This window comes from Jeotgalibaca dankookensis (genome assembly GCF_002005405.1).
Lineage (GTDB): Bacteria > Bacillota > Bacilli > Lactobacillales > Aerococcaceae > Jeotgalibaca > Jeotgalibaca dankookensis.
Window position 1 is genome coordinate 1,421,461 of record NZ_CP019728.1, and the last position, 16,408, is coordinate 1,437,868.

Annotated in this window: 17 protein-coding genes; 3 read left to right on the forward strand and 14 right to left on the reverse strand. The window is 37.6% G+C overall.

All coding sequences use genetic code 11. The features are described 5' to 3' along the window. Positions 1-94 precede the first annotated feature (94 nt). The 12 genes from BW727_RS06960 to BW727_RS07015 all read right to left on the reverse strand — a co-directional run bounded on the left by BW727_RS06960 (position 95) and on the right by BW727_RS07015 (position 11,267). The gene (locus tag BW727_RS06960; protein WP_062470311.1) at positions 95-2,002 is read right to left on the reverse strand and encodes a hypothetical protein; all 1,908 of its coding nucleotides are present in this window, start codon (positions 2,000-2,002) and stop codon (positions 95-97) included. A gap of 11 nt (positions 2,003-2,013) precedes the next feature. Next, a complete protein-coding gene (locus BW727_RS06965) occupies positions 2,014-3,081 on the reverse strand; it encodes an NAD/NADP-dependent octopine/nopaline dehydrogenase family protein (RefSeq protein ID WP_062470315.1) in 1,068 nt (355 codons plus the stop codon). 191 nt (positions 3,082-3,272) lie between these two features. Next, on the reverse strand, positions 3,273-4,280 hold the full coding sequence (lacD, locus tag BW727_RS06970; protein WP_062470318.1) for a tagatose-bisphosphate aldolase: 1,008 nt from the start codon (positions 4,278-4,280) through the stop codon (positions 3,273-3,275). Between the two features lie 6 nt (positions 4,281-4,286). Then, on the reverse strand, positions 4,287-5,228 hold the full coding sequence (locus BW727_RS06975) for a hexose kinase (protein WP_062470321.1): 942 nt from the start codon (positions 5,226-5,228) through the stop codon (positions 4,287-4,289). 15 nt (positions 5,229-5,243) lie between these two features. Further along, positions 5,244-6,146, reverse strand: a complete 903-nt coding sequence (locus tag BW727_RS06980) for an ROK family protein (RefSeq protein WP_062470324.1) — start codon at positions 6,144-6,146, stop codon at positions 5,244-5,246. 87 nt (positions 6,147-6,233) lie between these two features. Then, entirely contained in the window at positions 6,234-7,250 is a 1,017-nt protein-coding gene (locus BW727_RS06985) for a PTS system mannose/fructose/sorbose family transporter subunit IID (protein WP_062470327.1), read from the reverse strand. Beyond that, on the reverse strand, positions 7,240-8,046 hold the full coding sequence (locus BW727_RS06990) for a PTS mannose/fructose/sorbose/N-acetylgalactosamine transporter subunit IIC (protein WP_062470330.1): 807 nt from the start codon (positions 8,044-8,046) through the stop codon (positions 7,240-7,242). The genes BW727_RS06985 and BW727_RS06990 overlap by 11 nt, the downstream gene beginning before the upstream one ends. A gap of 28 nt (positions 8,047-8,074) precedes the next feature. Then, entirely contained in the window at positions 8,075-8,554 is a 480-nt protein-coding gene (gene agaV, locus BW727_RS06995; RefSeq protein WP_062470333.1) for a PTS N-acetylgalactosamine transporter subunit IIB, read from the reverse strand. A 31-nt stretch (positions 8,555-8,585) separates the two neighbouring features. Beyond that, the gene (yajC, locus tag BW727_RS07000) at positions 8,586-8,873 is read right to left on the reverse strand and encodes a preprotein translocase subunit YajC (protein WP_062470336.1); all 288 of its coding nucleotides are present in this window, start codon (positions 8,871-8,873) and stop codon (positions 8,586-8,588) included. Then, complete coding sequence (gene agaF / locus BW727_RS07005; RefSeq protein ID WP_062470339.1) at positions 8,873-9,316, reverse strand: PTS galactosamine/N-acetylgalactosamine transporter subunit IIA; 444 nt, start codon at positions 9,314-9,316, stop codon at positions 8,873-8,875. Before agaF ends, yajC begins: the two co-directional genes overlap by 1 nt. Before the next feature lie 36 nt (positions 9,317-9,352). Beyond that, the gene (locus BW727_RS07010; protein WP_062470342.1) at positions 9,353-10,522 is read right to left on the reverse strand and encodes an SIS domain-containing protein; all 1,170 of its coding nucleotides are present in this window, start codon (positions 10,520-10,522) and stop codon (positions 9,353-9,355) included. Between the two features lies 1 nt (position 10,523). Next, entirely contained in the window at positions 10,524-11,267 is a 744-nt protein-coding gene (locus BW727_RS07015; protein WP_062470345.1) for a GntR family transcriptional regulator, read from the reverse strand. Positions 11,268-11,433: 166 nt separating this feature from the next. Between BW727_RS07015 and BW727_RS07020 the strand changes: the two genes are divergently transcribed. The 3 genes from BW727_RS07020 (at position 11,434) to BW727_RS07030 (ending at position 14,243) form a co-directional block, all read left to right on the forward strand. After that, complete coding sequence (locus BW727_RS07020; protein WP_062470348.1) at positions 11,434-11,892, forward strand: flavodoxin; 459 nt, start codon at positions 11,434-11,436, stop codon at positions 11,890-11,892. Between the two features lie 11 nt (positions 11,893-11,903). After that, positions 11,904-12,812 carry a hypothetical protein gene (locus BW727_RS07025; RefSeq protein WP_062470350.1) on the forward strand — a complete coding sequence of 303 codons (909 nt, stop codon included), beginning with the start codon at positions 11,904-11,906 and terminating at the stop codon, positions 12,810-12,812. A gap of 186 nt (positions 12,813-12,998) precedes the next feature. Then, positions 12,999-14,243, forward strand: coding sequence for an aminopeptidase (locus BW727_RS07030; protein ID WP_062470353.1), 1,245 nt, complete (start codon positions 12,999-13,001; stop codon positions 14,241-14,243). Between the two features lie 56 nt (positions 14,244-14,299). Here the strand turns inward: BW727_RS07030 and BW727_RS07035 are convergent, their stop codons facing one another. Further along, positions 14,300-15,592: an acetyl-CoA hydrolase/transferase family protein gene (locus BW727_RS07035; RefSeq protein WP_062470355.1), complete on the reverse strand. Its 1,293-nt coding sequence runs from the start codon at positions 15,590-15,592 to the stop codon at positions 14,300-14,302. A 26-nt stretch (positions 15,593-15,618) separates the two neighbouring features. After that, on the reverse strand, positions 15,619-16,404 hold the full coding sequence (locus BW727_RS07040) for an enoyl-CoA hydratase-related protein (RefSeq protein WP_062470358.1): 786 nt from the start codon (positions 16,402-16,404) through the stop codon (positions 15,619-15,621). Between the last annotated feature and the right edge of the window lie 4 nt (positions 16,405-16,408).

Below are 16,408 nucleotides of genomic sequence, written 5' to 3' on the forward strand. Positions count from 1 at the left end.
TAATTATTTCCTCCAAGTTTCGTTAGATTTGTTAATCTACTTTTTAAGTGTAACACGAATCGGACAAATTATAAAAAGATTTACTTGATAGGCTCTATAATACAAACTTATTTCTAATTTGTTTGAGGCGGTATTGTATCTCTTTTATATTTTGGATTGCTCGATTTGCTATCTGGTCAGCGGAGACAACTTTCCCCTTATCATCCATAACCCAGACACCGCCTAGATAAGGTTTGGTTGCCCAGTGAGTCGCATATTCAAATTCCTCTTTTTCTGCCCACAAGTAAGGTGTAGGCATGAATCCGGATGCAAAAATTATATAAAGACCTTCTGGTGAATAAGGGTCCGGCACATGTGCTTCAATCGCACTAATCATCGTTTGAACGCGTTCCAACAAGATTTCTGTTCTTTCCATAACGTCTTTATCTTTGTTCATATCCGCTACTAAACCTAATCGGCGCAAACGGCGATAGGTTTGTATAGCTGTTTGTGTGATTTGAACGCTCTCATTAATAACAGCTGGAGTTGCTAAGTGATCGGCCTCTGTATAGCTAACAACATGTAAGACTGATGGACTTTGTTCATTGTGTGGCTCAATATCATCAATCAAAGCTGAAACAGCTGCTAACTGGATTCGTGCCATCTCTAAATCTGGTGAAAAATAATCTAAACCAGCACGTGGCTGTAATAGTACTCGAAAGTTCTCATCTTCTAAAGTCCTTACTAATTTCAAAGTCGCACGTGCTTTTGCTAAATCTTGTATACCCCATGTATAACGTGGTGTATTCATCATGGTCTGCAGGACAAACGTCTGAATTCCTGCTTTCTTAGCAAGTTTAGCAGCTAAGAAAGCTGAAAGGACATAGGTGGTATCGTCTGAACCGCGGAAACTAAAATGGTGCGGTGTATTCGCTTCAAAGGGTTTCTTTGTTGTAGCAATATATTGCATCGTTTTAAAATGCGCTACTAAATTCGTGTAAACATCATATGGACCTCTGCCATCCATACGATTAAACCACCATAAAGATAGAGCATGCCAAGCAATATTTAAATGATTTTCATAAATTTTAGCCATTTCTGTAATTCTTTGCGTTCCCGAATAAGTCCTTACAAGCATCGGACTTGCAGCTTCCATAATTTGTTCCAGCTCTTGCGCACTGTTGATGGGTACGCCTCCACCGTTAGGTTTATCCAACCAATCCTCACCAAAATTTGACTGTGACAGTTGAGAGCTTCCAATGGAGAGGATATCAAGATAACCAGTTTGTGATAGATGTTGGCACCAATTTAGAAATTCTGCTACATTTTCTTCGCGTGTAGCAGAAGCCGAAAAGGGACCCACATGGGCACGCATTAACGGTAAAAAATTAGGAGTCAAACTATTTTCAAGTCGTTTCATTAACGTATCGTTTCTGTGACCTTTATCCGGATAAGCAGGCCGTTCAATTGGTTTCCAATCTAAATAAGATTTCGTTTGAATAATGCCTTTAGCAAAATCTAAAAGTGTTTCATCATGCTTACTGCCTTCTAAAATTTCCACAGGAATCTTCTCTTCTGGGACACCATATTTTTTTAATGTTTCCTGCGGTGATTCACTGCCTTGAAAAGTTAAGATGGATGAACTGAATTGTTCTTGAATCAAGCGACACGATTTCGGTAACCCAGCAAAAGAAATGCCTCTTATTTGGCCTCCTTGGTAATCCCATAGATTATTTGAGCGCAATGCATACATGACGTAACCCACCATAGCCAGTGCAACCTCTTCATCTAATCGGTAACTTAAGGCCACATGGGTTACTTTATTTATCTTTAACCAGTTAATAAACTTTTCTTGGTTGGATGAATAACGAATATCATTTAAATAACGAGAAACTTCTTCATCACCTGTAATAACTTGATAACCACAGGAACGTAATAACTCACTGGCTGCATTTAAACCTAATGTATGAGCATCAAGTGATGGTTTCATCATCGCAAATACTTCATCGTCTTTTATCAACATCTCATCACCTCTTATTGTAAAATTTTGTAAGCTGAAATATTATTAGTCTTTATTAATTCATGAAGATTTCGTCCCTCTTGACGGAAATCAATGTCTAAAAGGCTTGAAGCCAAATCAATTACTAATTGGATAGTTTTCATTTCTAAACCGATTTCTTTTCCAACTGCTTCAAGAGGGACAAGTCCCATCGGGATATCCTCCGTAATATACCGATGTTGGAGCGTCTGAGGAGCTTGGATACTCTCATAAGCCAGATTGTTTTGAATCACTTGATAAAGACTGTTTCCCTCAATCTGGTAGGTTCGCTTCATCCATTCTTTAACTGATTCAACTGGGGTACCTAGTTTTTCAGCAACCTCCATACGTTCTTGATCCATTTTTTCAATAAATCTTGCAATGGTTGGACTAATTCCGGTGCGGTAATAACAAAAATTATCTTCCGGACTCTCCACCCACCCAACATTTAACAAAATAGGTGCACAGTGTAGAATCATCCCTACATTGCCGATTGATGTTTCAATCATCGACTTCGCTGGGATAAACATGCTTTGCAAACAAACCGGCATACTAGTAATTAATGCTTGGTTGTCATTCGCATCAATCGTAGAAATGAGAACATCATTTTTTAATGCATAAACTTCAACAGCTCTATCTGAGGTTTTTCGACAGGTATAAATGATAGTTTGTGTTTCTGCAACAATTGGATTAACTGTGGCATTGACTTGCTTAAAACTGTGGATAAACTCCATAGCTCCAAACGTTCGTCCCGGATTTAGGACGATTGTAGTTGGTTTTAACAACGCATATCCTATTTTTTTAGCTAGTTCTGCATGGGAAAAGGCAGGTGTTGTCACGAAAACCATTTCTGCTCCCTCTAAGGCATCTCCCAAATTACTCGTGACCAATGCAATTCTTGCCTTTCCATTAATAACTCCTGAACAATTTATAACAGGATTTTCCAACAATTTTTCAATATGTTGTTCGGTTCGATTCCATAATGTCACGGTATTCCCTTCTAAGGTTAAGTGTGCTGCCATCGCAAGTCCTGAATTTCCTGCACCTAGTACGGTCACTTTCATATCCTCACCCCATCTAATCCCGGTATATTAACAGTAATTGTTAACGCTTTCATTTGCTTTAATCATAAATCAAAGTAATGATTATTTCAATCAGATTTTTTAATATTGCGATAACCATTTTTTCATAAAAAAAGAGTAGAATCAAAAACACTTAAGTTTCTGACTCTACTATTTTCTTATAATTTTACTTTTTATTCTTGGACACTTACCTTTTCAGTCCATGGTTGTGCGGCTACTTTAATTACTTCATTTAAATCTTCGATATTTTTTCTTCCTTGGGTACGCAACCACTCTCTTGCTGCCTCTTCACCGTCACGGGCAAAAATAGCTACCGAATCTTTCCAAGTTGCACGGCCACATAAAACGCCATTAAATTTAGACTCTGCTTCTTTTGCAAAACGAATGGTTTCTTGGAATAGTTCTGCTGAAACTCCTGCACTTAGGAAAATAAATGGTAGATGTGTTGCTTCAGATTGATCGCGGAAATGTTGTAACGCCTCTTCGCGCGTATAAACAACTTCTCCTCCTTCTGGTGCAAATCCTTCTACATAAGTCATATTTACAGGTACTTCCATTTTTAAAACATCGACTCCATATCGTTCTTCTGAAAAGATACGCATGGATTCATTGACTTTATGAGGTTTCACTTTTGCAAATTCTGCTGATTTTGCATCATCATTTTCAGCATCATAGGTAACAATTTCTAAGAAGAAAGGAATATCTTCTGCCATACATTCAGATCCAATACGTTCAGTAAACGCATGCTTGATATCATTTATTTCTTGATCTTCGTCCACATCGTAATAAAGCAGAAGTTTCACTGCATCCGCTCCTGTTTCTTTAATACGTTTTGCAGACCAAATTGGCAGTAAATCAGGTAAGCGACCAACAGCATTCACGTCATAACCAGTTTTTTCATAAGAAATGAGGAGACCAGCATTTTTGTCGCGTAATTCTGCAGCGGGCATGCCGTATTCTGGATCTAACAGAATGGAAGTGGAGTATTTAGTAAGCTCACGGGAAACTTCTTTTTTAAAGTTAATAATACCTTCATCGCCCACTTCTTTCGAACTGTTTGCGGCAATCATTTTCTTCAAAGAACCACGTTGATCAATAGCTAAAGCGTTAATTAAATGATTTTCATCGGATAGATTTTCTAAGTAAGCATATTTTTTTGGACTTATTTTTAACATTTTCATACCCCTTTATAATTTTTTAATTGTGACTTGATTGAAATATTCATGAAACAAGTCTTTGTTAACGGTTCCTGTTGTCATCTCCATCGTATTTAGCATACCAGTTGTCATAGCTGTTCTCAATAATTCCTCAGGTGCTAGAGCTTGATTAAGCGCTACGGCAATTCCAGCTACTGTCGCATCACCAGAACCAACTGGATTAACGACTTCAATAGAAGGAATGGATACTTGATAAAAATCATGTTTATGTTTTGCAAATGCACCAGCCGCGCCTAATGAAGTAATCACCCAATCAATCTGATTGTAACGTGGTGTTTCCAGTATTTCTTGCCACTCTGAAGGATTCGTTGATAACTCCTTGTTTTCAATGGCACTTAATTCATCATAATTGGGTTTGATTGCCGCAATTTTTAGCGAAGAATCTTCTAATACTTCAATCAAAACGGACCCCGATGTATCAAGTACGACTGGTATATCTTTTTGATTTGCTAAAGAGATAAGACGTTTGTAAACATCCGCTGTCATACCTTTTGGTAAACTGCCAGAAATTGTTAACACAGAAATATTTTCAGTTTCTAAGAGTTGCTGGAAATATTCTAAAAAAGCTGCTGTTTCTTCTTCAGAAATATGAGGTCCTTTTTCTAGTATTTCTGTTTGTTTCCCCTCATGCAGAATGGCAATACAGTTTCTAGATTCTTTATTGATTTTAAAGAAATATTCACGTAAGTGCTGCTCAGCTAATTTTTCGGTTATAAAATTACCGAGCGTTCCACCGATGATGCCTGTCGCACCCACTTCTAAACCTAAGTCATGAATCACACGTGCCACATTCAAACCTTTCCCCCCAGCAGTTTTGCTGACATCCGTAACCCGGTTAACATCGTCTAATAGAAAGGTTTCTAAACGGTAGCCGATATCTACTGATGGGTTCATTGTGACTGTTAATATCATTTCTTACTTCACCCCCTAATCTAGCGTATAGAAAACACTCACTCCAGCGCCCACTAAACCTGATAAATGTTTAAAATGGCTAATTGAGATATCTTTGAGAATGTGTTTTTGGTCTGGCAAGAGCCATGTTTCCATATTTTCTTTGATAAGTTCAATGAAGAATGGATTATTGGTTGCGACGCTTCCTCCAAAAACAATATGGTGTGGATCCAATAAAGCTACAATCGCATACACTTTTTCTGCAATGGCTTGTGCTGCTCCATCGATAATTTCTTGGTAATGCGTAGCGACTTGATAATTTTCAAACATTATTTTTGCAGTGATAGCACTATCAGCTGTTTGTAATTGGTAAGCCCGTTCCATTCCTGGGCCAGAGACGACTTCTTCTAAGCGTTTTTTCTCACCATCAAAAGGTGAAACAATAGGGATTTGCCCCACCTCACCAGAAAAACCTGCCCCACGAATAAAGCGTTTATGCTGAATAAAAGAACTCGCTATTCCTGTACTAATAGTGATATAGGTAAATAATTCTTCATCTGAAACTTTTTTTTCATCCCATTCCGCTAATGCTGCCATCCGCACATCATTATCAATAGCTACGTTTGAAACAGGAAAATCTTCTTTTAAACGCTTTGACACTGGAAAATTAGCCCACGGAATATTAGCTTGATAAATGGCTAACCCCTTTTTGGAATCTACTAAACCTGGAACCCCTGCGCCAATTCCTTCAATGGACTCCCATCCAAGAGAGGCATCACTCATTACTTGAGAAATCGCTGTTTTAACAGAGGCATACATCGTTTCTGCATCCCTAACATCACTCTTAACAGAGTAGCTACTCACAATTTCTCCATCTTTTGATATAAGACCTGCAGCAACTTTTGTGCCCCCGATATCTAATCCAATCGCATATTGCATAAAAGCCTCCTTGCTTTTCTCTTTTTTAGCTCGTTTAAGAAAAGAAGCTCTACAATTTGACTTGTAGAGCTCAATTTAATTGTGCTTTTACCAGATAGATGGCCAAATTCCGAATCCGGAACCTAATAAACCAAGAATCAAGAGGAAGACAATTCCTTTAAGTGGTGTCCAGTTGTATTTAACAAACATAAAGTAAAGAAGTAAGGTTAATACAAGTGGAATAATTTGTGGTAAAATACCATCTAAAATTTCTTGAATATCAATAACAACAGGTACTTCGTCAAATTCATTATAAGTAACGGAATAGTTACCATTTGAAAGCTCTCTAACGGCAGACCCTTCTGCTAGTTCTCTTTCACCCGTTTCTTCATTGGTGGTATATAAAAGGTCATCGTAAAGTGCTAATTCATTCTCAGAAAGAACTGTGGTAATTTCAACAGGTTCAAAGGTTGAACCGTTTGGAATAACAATGTCCAAAGCAGTTGCTCCGTACAAACTTGTTAAAGATCCAACTACGAAAATACCAAGAATACTTGCTGCTCGCGTAAACTCTTTAGCGTTTGCAGTTAAAATTCCAATGGCTTCTGTCCCAATCTTGTAAGACCAGTGCATCAAAATAAAACGAATCGCGAACTGAGCAATGTTAAAGATTGCTAAGAATATGAAAGGAGCGGCAAGGTTACCGGTTAAAGCCATATTTGAAGTAATCCCTGCTGTAATAGGAACGAGAGTAAACCAGAATAAAGCATCTCCAATCCCGCCTAAAGGACCCATAGCTGCAACACGCACAGCACGAATCGTTGGGATATCCGCTTTATTTTGTTCAAGTGATAGTACAATCCCCATTACAAAAGTTACTAAAAATGGATGCGTATTAAAGAACTCTAAGTTATGAGACATAGACGCAGATAAATCTTCATCATTAGTATGAATTTTTTCTAACCCGGGTAGAATTCCGTATAACCATCCACCTGCTTGCATCCGTTCATAGTTAAATGACGCTTGTAAGAATAGGGAACGCCAAACCATTTTGTTTAAGGTTTTTTTATCAAGCATTTCACTCGGTGTTTGATTTTGATAAGTATCTGGAATATTATATGCCATCTTCGTAGTCGCCTCCACTCATATTATCATTTGGTGCTAGTTTGAATTTGGATTGAAGTTGGAAATCCCAATATGCAAATGCAAAACCAATAAAGGCAAGTAAGAGAAGTGCGGAACCACTTATTGATGGGATACCGGCCATAACGTTTGCCAAAGCAAATCCCATAAAGTAGAAGCCCCATAGTTCACGTGAAACCATAACTTTCAAGAGAATTGCGAACCCGACATAACGCATCATGCCCCCAGCTGCTGATAGTCCAGCCATTAACCATTCTGGAATGGCATTAACAACAGTTTCACCAAAGGTTGCGCCACCTACAAAGAATAATGTTACAATAATTCCAAAAATTGCTCCAATTGCAGCCATTGCACCAAAGTTAATCCAAACAATTTTCTTTGGATTGGCTTCGTGAGCTGCTTTGTCGGCAACAGTCATTAAGGGTGAAGCAAGTGTAAAGAGAAGGGTTACTGCATATTGTCCGAGCAGTGAAAACGGAACTGCAGTTGCTACCGCTACCGTTGGCTCTAATTTTAAACTAATTGCCAAAACAGTTGCCATAATCCCACCAATAACAGCGTTAGGCGGTTGTGCTCCCCCTACTGGCATATTCCCGATGGTCATTAACTGATAGGTACCCCCAACAATCAAACCTGTTTGAACATCGCCTAAAACGGCTCCAACCACAGGTCCCATTACAATCGGTTGATATAAAGATTCTAAAAAGCTAAATTGGTCAATCGCAGCCACAAATGTGACGAGGAAGACAAGGATGACTTGAATAACATTAATATCCATATTTTTTCTCCACTCCAATCAATTTGAATTAGGAATTAAATAACTTCGAGGTATCTTCTGCAGCAATAGACGGAACACGTCTGATCTCTAGTTCTACCCCTTTTTCTTGCATTTTTTTGAAAGCCTCAACATCTGCATCGTCAACCGCAACCGATGTGGCAACTTGTCTTTTTCCTTCAGACATGTGCATGTTCCCAACGTTTACTTTCTTGATTGGAACCCCCCCTTCAATTAATCTTAAAGCGTCAGTTGGTGATTCTACAATAATAAAGATTTTCTGACGATCGGCTGCTTTATGAATAACTTCGATTGTTTTATCAATAGTAAAATAGCGTGTTGCGACACCATTGGGAGCTGCCATATCCATTAAACCTTGTCGCATTTTGTCTTCAGCAACTTTATCATTGGCTACGAGAAGTAAGTTCGATCCTACTGAGGAATTCCATTGTGTAGCTACTTGTCCATGAATTAAACGGTTATCAATACGCGTTAATAAAATATTTGGCATTTTATATTCTCCTTTTAATAAATATTAGATTTTATTTGATAATTTCTGAAATCGCAAAACGGGAGACAGTGATAATCGCACCGGATTTGACTTTAATATCGACGGTTTCGTCTCTGACCGCGCTCACTTCTCCATAAAGGCCGTTACTAAAAATAACTTGTTGACCTTTTTGTAAAGACTGATGTAATGTTTCAAAATGTCCGCGTCTTTTTTTCATACCTTTTAGATTGACGAAATAATAAACAATCATTGCGAGCGCAACCAATACAATCAGAGCAATTGATGCTGAAAGAATCGATATCCAAAAGCTATTTGCCATTAGATTCCCTCCGAATCTTCGGTATCTTGGCTTTCTGGTTCTAAATCAGATAAGCGAACATGTTGAACGCCTTCTTTTCCAATCTCTGTAGCACGCGTTGCTAAATTAACAGCATCCGTCTCAAACATTCGTAACATACTGATTTCAATTAACATCGGTAGATTCGTTCCCGTTAAAACTTGAACATTTTTAAAATCAGCCGCAGCTAACATTGCAGTTCGAAAGGGTGTGCCTCCCAGTAAATCACTAAAGACAATGACGCCTTCTGTTTCTTCTAATGTGTGCGCAATTGCTTGTCTTACTTCTGATTCGTACTCTTCTAAAGGTTCTCCCTCTTTGAAGGCAACTATTTCAAGTTTTTCTTGCGGTCCGGCAATCATTTGAAGCGCTTTTAGCATTCCTGGTGCAAACTCACCATGCCCTGTAATGACACATCCAATCATCTACATCCCTCTTCCCTTGTACTAGTTTTAATCGATTTATCTTTTATAGTCATATATGGTGACACCCTTAACAACCCGGTTAACCGTTCCACTTGGGCTTGGAGTATCTGGTTTATTATCAACTTTTAATGCTGCTAATAAGGAAACAACTTGTCCAAATACCGTGTAAGGTAGTGCTAAATAGGCATCTGGTAAGTTTTGATAATTCATCGCGAATGTAAAGTGAGACCCTTCAAATTTAGTACCTTGTTCCACTTGTACAGCTGCTACGGTATTCGCAATTTTATCAGCGTTTAACTCGTTTAACATGTCTAAATCATATTGACGTGTGTAATAGTCATTAGAGACAAGTAAAAATACAAGTGTGTGCTCATCTACAAATGATTTTGGACCATGACGGAAACCAAGTGAACTATCAAATGCTGTGGCAAGTTTTCCTGCTGTCAATTCTAAAATTTTAAGCTGCACTTCACGGGCAATTCCGGCTAACGGACCTGATCCCAAGTAAACAACTCGGTTAAAATCACGGTCAATCCATGCTTGAATTTCTTTCTCTCTGGAGAAAATATCAGCAGTCATTGCTTCCATTTGAGAGACGTAATTTTGTTTTTCTTCTATTGATGCTGGATCAAAAACGAGGGCAGCTGTTAGTGTCATAGATGTGAAACTACCTGTCATCGCAAAACCTTGATCATTTGTTTTAGCCGGCATCATTAAAAGTAGATTGTTTGGGTCACCTTCCGCACGTTTGGCTAGTTGTCCTTCTGGCGCACAAGTGATGGTCATCTGATAAAAATCATCAACTAATTGACTTCCTAATTCAACACTCGCGATACTTTCTGGACTGTTCCCACTACGAGCAAAGGAAATTAAAATAGTAGGCGCATCTTTTTTAAAGTAGCTAGCTGGATTCGTTACTAAATTAGTAGTTGGAACTGCTTGGAAATCAAATGCGGATTCATCGCCTACTTCTTTCAAGTGAGGTAAAACCGTATCGCCTACATAAGCTGAACTACCAGCACCCGTTAAAATAACGCGTAATTTTTGATGTTTTTCTTTTAATTGATTCAAATATTTTTCAATATTATCAGCTTGTCCTTTGTAAGTTTCAAAGGCCTCTTGCCATATTTCAGGCTGCTGCTTGATTTCCCGAACGGTAATTTCTGCACCTAACTTTTCTAATTCTTTCTTGTTTAATTCAAACATTTTAATTTCCTCCTAGTCGTTTGTTGAAATGCTGTATTTTATAAATAAATTGGTCACCCCGAGCAACACTAATTGTATACTCAATAATTTTATTATCATTATTATAGGTTGTTCTAAAAATACGTAAACAAGCAGCCCCATATGGAACGTCTAAACGTTTTGCTTCTTTTTCCTGTGTTAGAGAAGCAAAAAACTCTTCATCCGCATATTTGATTTCTTGCTGGTATCTATCTGAAAATAAATCATAAAGCGGCATCGTTTCTAACAATTCAACCGTTAAATTAGGAAACAAATTTGCTGGAATAAAACTTGTTTCGTATAACATTTTCATATTGTCTGCTGAACGGAGACGTTTTAATTTATAAACTTCATCGTTGGTTGATATTTGTAAATTTTCAGCTATATAAGGAATTGCTTTTACTTTTTCAAAGGAAAGAATATCTGTATGTGGGCTTTTTCCAAGTTGCTTCATCTGTTCTGTAAAACTAAAAGCATTAGATAGATTTTTCATCTCTTTCCAAAGACCAGAAACAAAGGTTCCTTTTCCATGTCGTTTGTAAATAAAGCCTGTTTCTTCTAATTCACTCAAGGCGGCGCGAACGGTCGTACGACTTACATTATACTTGTCACAGATTTCACGTTCTGATAACATCTTTTCATTTTCCGTTAAGCTTGTTTTAATGTAGTCAATGAGTAACATTACAAGTTGGTTATATAAAGGGATCGCACTTTTTTTGTTAAGCATTCGATGTCCCTCCTTTTTTCCTTTTACTCCAACTGGTAACTACCAGTTATAAATCAATAATAATGGTTTCGCTTTCATTTGTCAACACAAATATTTTAAGGTGTAACTATTCATTAATTTTGGTATACTTTTGTCAATAGTTATAAGAGAAGGGATGATCTTTAAAATGGCACAAGCACTAATTGTATTTGCAAGTCTGACTGGAAATACAGAAGAAATAGCTGAAATTACTGCAGATTTTTTTAAGGAGAAAGGCGTGGATGTTGATGTTGTTGACTGCGTCCAAGCGGATCCGGCGGACTATGAAACCTACGACTATTGCATTGCGGCGAGTTATACTTACGGCGTCGATGGTGATTTGCCTGACGAAATTCTTGATTTTTATGAAGAATTAGAAGACATTGATTTGACGGGGAAAATTTATGGCGTTGTCGGTTCTGGCGATACCTTCTACGAGCAATTTTGTACAGCTGTTGATGACTTTGAACAACAATTTGAAAAAACAGGTGCGCTTAAGGGTGCTACGGGTGTGAAAGTTGACTTAAATGCCGAAGAAGAAGATGTGGCAAATTTAAAAGTATTTGTTGAGACAATGATTCAGACGTACGAAACTCAATTAAGTTAGGCGGTACTCAGTTGAATCCACTAAAAAATTCAAAAGACCTTGAAATGGAATATGAAATCTTACTTCTACAACTAGGTTCTCTATCTCGCAAATACAATAATGCCGAAGAAACATTCTTGAAATTGAAAGAGAATCTCGACCATGCCATTAAAATATTAGAGGAAAAAAATATTTATATAGAAAAATTAAAACGGCAATCCTTCTCAAATTCCGTGATGAAAATACTTGGTCAATACGACAACAAAGTCAATTCTGAAATGAACGAGGCTGTTGTTGCAAAACTTGAATTTGATAAAGCTTATATCTTAAAATTATCCGGTCATCGTGAGATGGAAATATTAAAAGAAGAAATTGAAGAAAAAAAATTACGATTAAAAGAAGTGAAAAATCAACTCCTCCACTCTCGTCAAAATGCCTCACCGACTCTTTCGGTTCGTGAACAAGAGGCATTAAAATTACAATACGAGTACAACCAAGTACTCGAAGCTGAGGATGCTGCTTATCAGTTACTAGAAGTGATTAGCGATATCAAAGGCTATTTAGATACATCAGAGACTATTTCTAATTGGGAATTGATTACCGAAATCGATAACCTTCTTAAATACGTCAATCAAAATCAACTCGATCGTGCAGAAGCGATCCTCTTAAGCTTAGAAAGAAAAATTCAAAATTTAGAACGTGAGCTTTCTGACTTAAATTATATCTATAAAAAACACAACCAAACCTTAACAACAGCTGCTTCTGCCCTCGAAAAATTCTTCGAAGATTTATTTTCTGATTGGTCCACTAAAGGTGTGATAGAAAAAAATCTACACCATCTAAAACTTCTAGAAGACGGTGTTATACAAATTATCGATTTCCTTACGATTCATAAGAAAAAATTGGAAAATAAATATCTTTCTCTCATTTCGAACAATTAATCTTTTTCTATTTCTCAAAACATGCTATAATTTAAGTGGTTACAATCAATGTAACTTTAGTAATTAAATCCCCCCAAGATTTAATTATTTGGGTCCTTCGGCTTCGGCTGGAGGATTTTTTTGGTCTATTTTCAGTCTACTATGGTATGATTAATCTTATAAAAACTAAAAGGAGTGTCGTATGATATGGTCTTACCAAATTTTAAAGAAAATTTGCAGAAATATGCAAAACTATTAGTTTCAAAAGGAATTAATGTTCAGGATGGTCATACAGTTATTATTAATATTGATGTTGATCAAGCTGAGTTTGCACGTCTATTGACTAAAGAAGCGTATCAATTGGGTGCAGAAGAAGTTATCGTTAAATGGACAGACGATGAAATTACTCGTGAAAAATACTTGCATACCCCTCAAGAAGTTCTAACTAATATTCCGCAATATAAAATTGACGAATCAGAGGCGTTGATTAAACGTAAAGCAAGTCGCTTATCAGTTCGTTCCGCCGATCCTGATGCTTTGAATGGCGTAGATAGCTCTAAACTCGCTGCAACCATGAAAGCAACTTCTGAAGCACTTATGGCGCAACGTATCGCGACACAAGCAAACAAAGTATCTTGGACAGTTGCCGCTGCTTCTGGTGCTGCTTGGGCGGCTAAAGTTTTCCCTGAATTAGAAACAGAAGAAGAACAAGTTGATGCACTCTGGAATGAAATTTTCAAAACCTGTCGTGTTTACGAAGCCGATCCAGTTAAAGCATGGGATGAACATGAAGAACGTTTGCGTTCAAAAGCTTCCGTCTTGAACGAAGAACAATTTGACGCGCTTCATTATACAACGCCAGAAGGAACTGATTTAACAGTGGGTATGCCAGAAAACCATATTTGGGATTCTGCTGGTGCTATTAATGCGCAAGGCGAAGTTTTCGTAGCAAATATGCCAACAGAAGAAGTTTTCTCTGCTCCAGATGGTCGCCGTGCTGAAGGAGTAGTTAAATCAACCAAACCTTTAAGTTACAGTGGCAATATCATTGAAGGAATGACTTTTACTTTTAAAGATGGTGCTGTTGTTGACGTTACTGCTGACAAAGGAGAACAAGTTCTTAAGCATTTAGTTGAGGACAATGAAGGCGCTCGTCGCCTCGGTGAAGTTGCTTTAGTTCCACATCAATCCCCTATCTCTCAATCAGGTTTAGTATTCTTTAATACCTTATTTGATGAAAATGCTTCTAACCATTTAGCATTAGGATCTGCTTACGCGTTCTCAATTGAAGGCGGAACAGAAATGTCTCAAGAGGAGTTAGCAGAACATGGGATTAACCGTTCAAATGTTCACGTTGACTTTATGATTGGATCTGAAACGATGAATATCGATGGTATTCGTAAAGATGGTTCGCGTGTCGCTATCTTCCGTAATGGAGACTGGGCATTTTAATTAGAGATTTTCAATACAAAAAGAGCTTAAAGCAGGTGCTTTAAGCTCTTTAACTATTACTGATTGATTAATTTTTTATCAATTGCTTTTTGTCGCAATTCATCTCGGAATTTCGGATGCGCAATTTTGATTAAAGCCTGAGCACGTTCACTGAATGTTTTACCAATTAATTCAGCTTTACCGTATTCTGTTACCACAGTGTCAATATCATTTTTTGATGTTGATACAATTGACCCTAATGCCAATTCCGAAACGATGGTAGAAATTTCGTCATTTTTAGCAGTAGAATAAAGACAGATGATACCGCGACCATTTTTTGTTAAACGAACACCTTTTGTGAAGTCAGCTTGCCCACCTGTTGATGAGTACAAAACCCCTCCAACAGATTCTGAGTTACATTGACCATAAAAGTCAACTTCAACGGTTGAGTTAATTGAAACAAGATTATCTACTTTAGCAATATTCATGAGACTATTTGTTTCATCACACGGTAGCATAAGAATATCTTCATTGTTATCCATAAATTCATACAATCGTTTTGAGCCGATTGCGAAAGTGGACACTGTTTTACCTGGATGAGTAGGATTAAATTTATTTGTTACAACACCTTTTTCAACTAAATCAACTAATTTATCAGGTAACATCTCGCTATAAATACCAAGATCTTTTTTGTCCATTAGATACTCCATCACAGCATTTGGCATCGAACCAAATCCAATTTGTAAGGTTGCACCATCTGAAACCGTATCTGCGATGATTTTCCCAATTGCTAAGTCTTTTTCTTTCAAAACAGGTGTTGGCAATTCTGGTAAATCAACTGTATTTTCAACTAAGGCGTCGACTTGGCTAATATGAATATTATTTTTTGTACCAAAGGTCCGTGGCATGTTCTCGTTGACTTCTAAAATAATTGTTTTAGCATGTTCAATCAACGATGCTACGTAGGAGGGACTGGTCCCTAAAGAGAAGTTTCCATCCTTATCCATAGGCGAAACAGTTGCCATGATGACAGGATGTGGGGAACGCTTCAATAACAGGGATGGAATATCAGAGAAGTGGTTCGGCAAGAAATCAACGAATCCTTCGCGATAATATTTACGGTCTGCTCCCGATAAGAAGATTGATACTTGTTGTAGCTTATCTTGTTCAATATCTAAAGGTGCTGAACTAGGTAACATTCGGTGTAAGTAGTTACCTGCTAATTTTTCATTCGTTGGAATAGCTGCTAATAAGGCTGGTGGTTCACCAGGATTAATAGGAAATACAATTTCTTCGCCTGCTTCTACCAACTGTACCGCACGCTCAGGCGTTGTCAGTTTCTCTTGATATAATTTTTTATAGTCCGTCATAAGGAAGTCCCTCCAAATATCTTGTTTTATTTATTTTTGAAAGTGGCTTTACGTTTTTCAGTGAAAGCGGTCATGCCTTCTTTTTGATCTTCTGTTGAAAATAAAATTCCGAACATTTCTGCTTCTAAAGCGAGTGCGTGTGAAAGGTCCATTTCAAGTCCGCGGTTAATTGCTTCCTTACTTGCCTTCACTGCTAATGGTGCTTGTTTTAGGATCATAGTAGCCATTTTATTAGCTTCATCAAGTAATTCTTCAATCGGAACCACAGCATTTAAAAGGCCAATTGTTTCAGCCTCTTCTGACTTAATAACTTTACCAGTATAAATAAGCTCTTTTGCCTTGGCTGGCCCAACTAGTCGACTCAAGCGTTGAGTCCCACCAAAACCGGGGATAATTCCTAGGCCTACTTCTGGTTGACCGAATTTTGCATTCTCACTCCCAATACGGATATCACAAGCAAGAGCTAATTCACATCCACCACCTAATGCAAAGCCATTTACAGCTGCGATGGTTGGTTGACTTAAATTATCTAACAATGAGAATACCTTATTCCCAAAATTAGAAAACTCACGTCCGGCAAGCGCATGTTTTTCTTTCATTTCTTTGATGTCTGCACCTGCTACAAAGGCTTTTTCGCCTGAACCAGTAACAATTAGTACATGAATATCTTTATCTTGGTCAATGGCGATAAAAGCATCGTGCAGTTCTTGAAGAACTTGCGAATTAAGTGCATTTAAGCTTTTAGGGCGGTTAATTGTTAGTGTTCCAATCCCATCTTTTTTTTCAATAAGTAAGGTTTCATACTGTTTCATTTTT

Excerpts from the sequence above, each read along its gene's own strand:
- BW727_RS06960 (WP_062470311.1), bottom strand. The coding sequence starts at position 2,002 with ATGTTGATAAAAGACGATGAAGTATTTGCGATGATGAAACCATCACTT.
- BW727_RS06965 (WP_062470315.1), bottom strand. The coding sequence starts at position 3,081 with ATGAAAGTGACCGTACTAGGTGCAGGAAATTCAGGACTTGCGATGGCA.
- lacD (WP_062470318.1), bottom strand. The coding sequence starts at position 4,280 with ATGAAAATGTTAAAAATAAGTCCAAAAAAATATGCTTACTTAGAAAAT.
- BW727_RS06975 (WP_062470321.1), bottom strand. The coding sequence starts at position 5,228 with ATGATATTAACAGTCACAATGAACCCATCAGTAGATATCGGCTACCGT.
- BW727_RS06980 (WP_062470324.1), bottom strand. The coding sequence starts at position 6,146 with ATGCAATATGCGATTGGATTAGATATCGGGGGCACAAAAGTTGCTGCA.
- BW727_RS06985 (WP_062470327.1), bottom strand. The coding sequence starts at position 7,250 with ATGGCATATAATATTCCAGATACTTATCAAAATCAAACACCGAGTGAA.
- BW727_RS06990 (WP_062470330.1), bottom strand. The coding sequence starts at position 8,046 with ATGGATATTAATGTTATTCAAGTCATCCTTGTCTTCCTCGTCACATTT.
- agaV (WP_062470333.1), bottom strand. The coding sequence starts at position 8,554 with ATGCCAAATATTTTATTAACGCGTATTGATAACCGTTTAATTCATGGA.
- yajC (WP_062470336.1), bottom strand. The coding sequence starts at position 8,873 with ATGGCAAATAGCTTTTGGATATCGATTCTTTCAGCATCAATTGCTCTG.
- agaF (WP_062470339.1), bottom strand. The coding sequence starts at position 9,316 with ATGATTGGATGTGTCATTACAGGGCATGGTGAGTTTGCACCAGGAATG.
- BW727_RS07010 (WP_062470342.1), bottom strand. The coding sequence starts at position 10,522 with ATGTTTGAATTAAACAAGAAAGAATTAGAAAAGTTAGGTGCAGAAATT.
- BW727_RS07015 (WP_062470345.1), bottom strand. The coding sequence starts at position 11,267 with ATGCTTAACAAAAAAAGTGCGATCCCTTTATATAACCAACTTGTAATG.
- BW727_RS07020 (WP_062470348.1), top strand. The coding sequence starts at position 11,434 with ATGGCACAAGCACTAATTGTATTTGCAAGTCTGACTGGAAATACAGAA.
- BW727_RS07030 (WP_062470353.1), top strand. The coding sequence starts at position 12,999 with ATGGTCTTACCAAATTTTAAAGAAAATTTGCAGAAATATGCAAAACTA.
- BW727_RS07035 (WP_062470355.1), bottom strand. The coding sequence starts at position 15,592 with ATGACGGACTATAAAAAATTATATCAAGAGAAACTGACAACGCCTGAG.
- BW727_RS07040 (WP_062470358.1), bottom strand. The coding sequence starts at position 16,404 with ATGAAACAGTATGAAACCTTACTTATTGAAAAAAAAGATGGGATTGGA.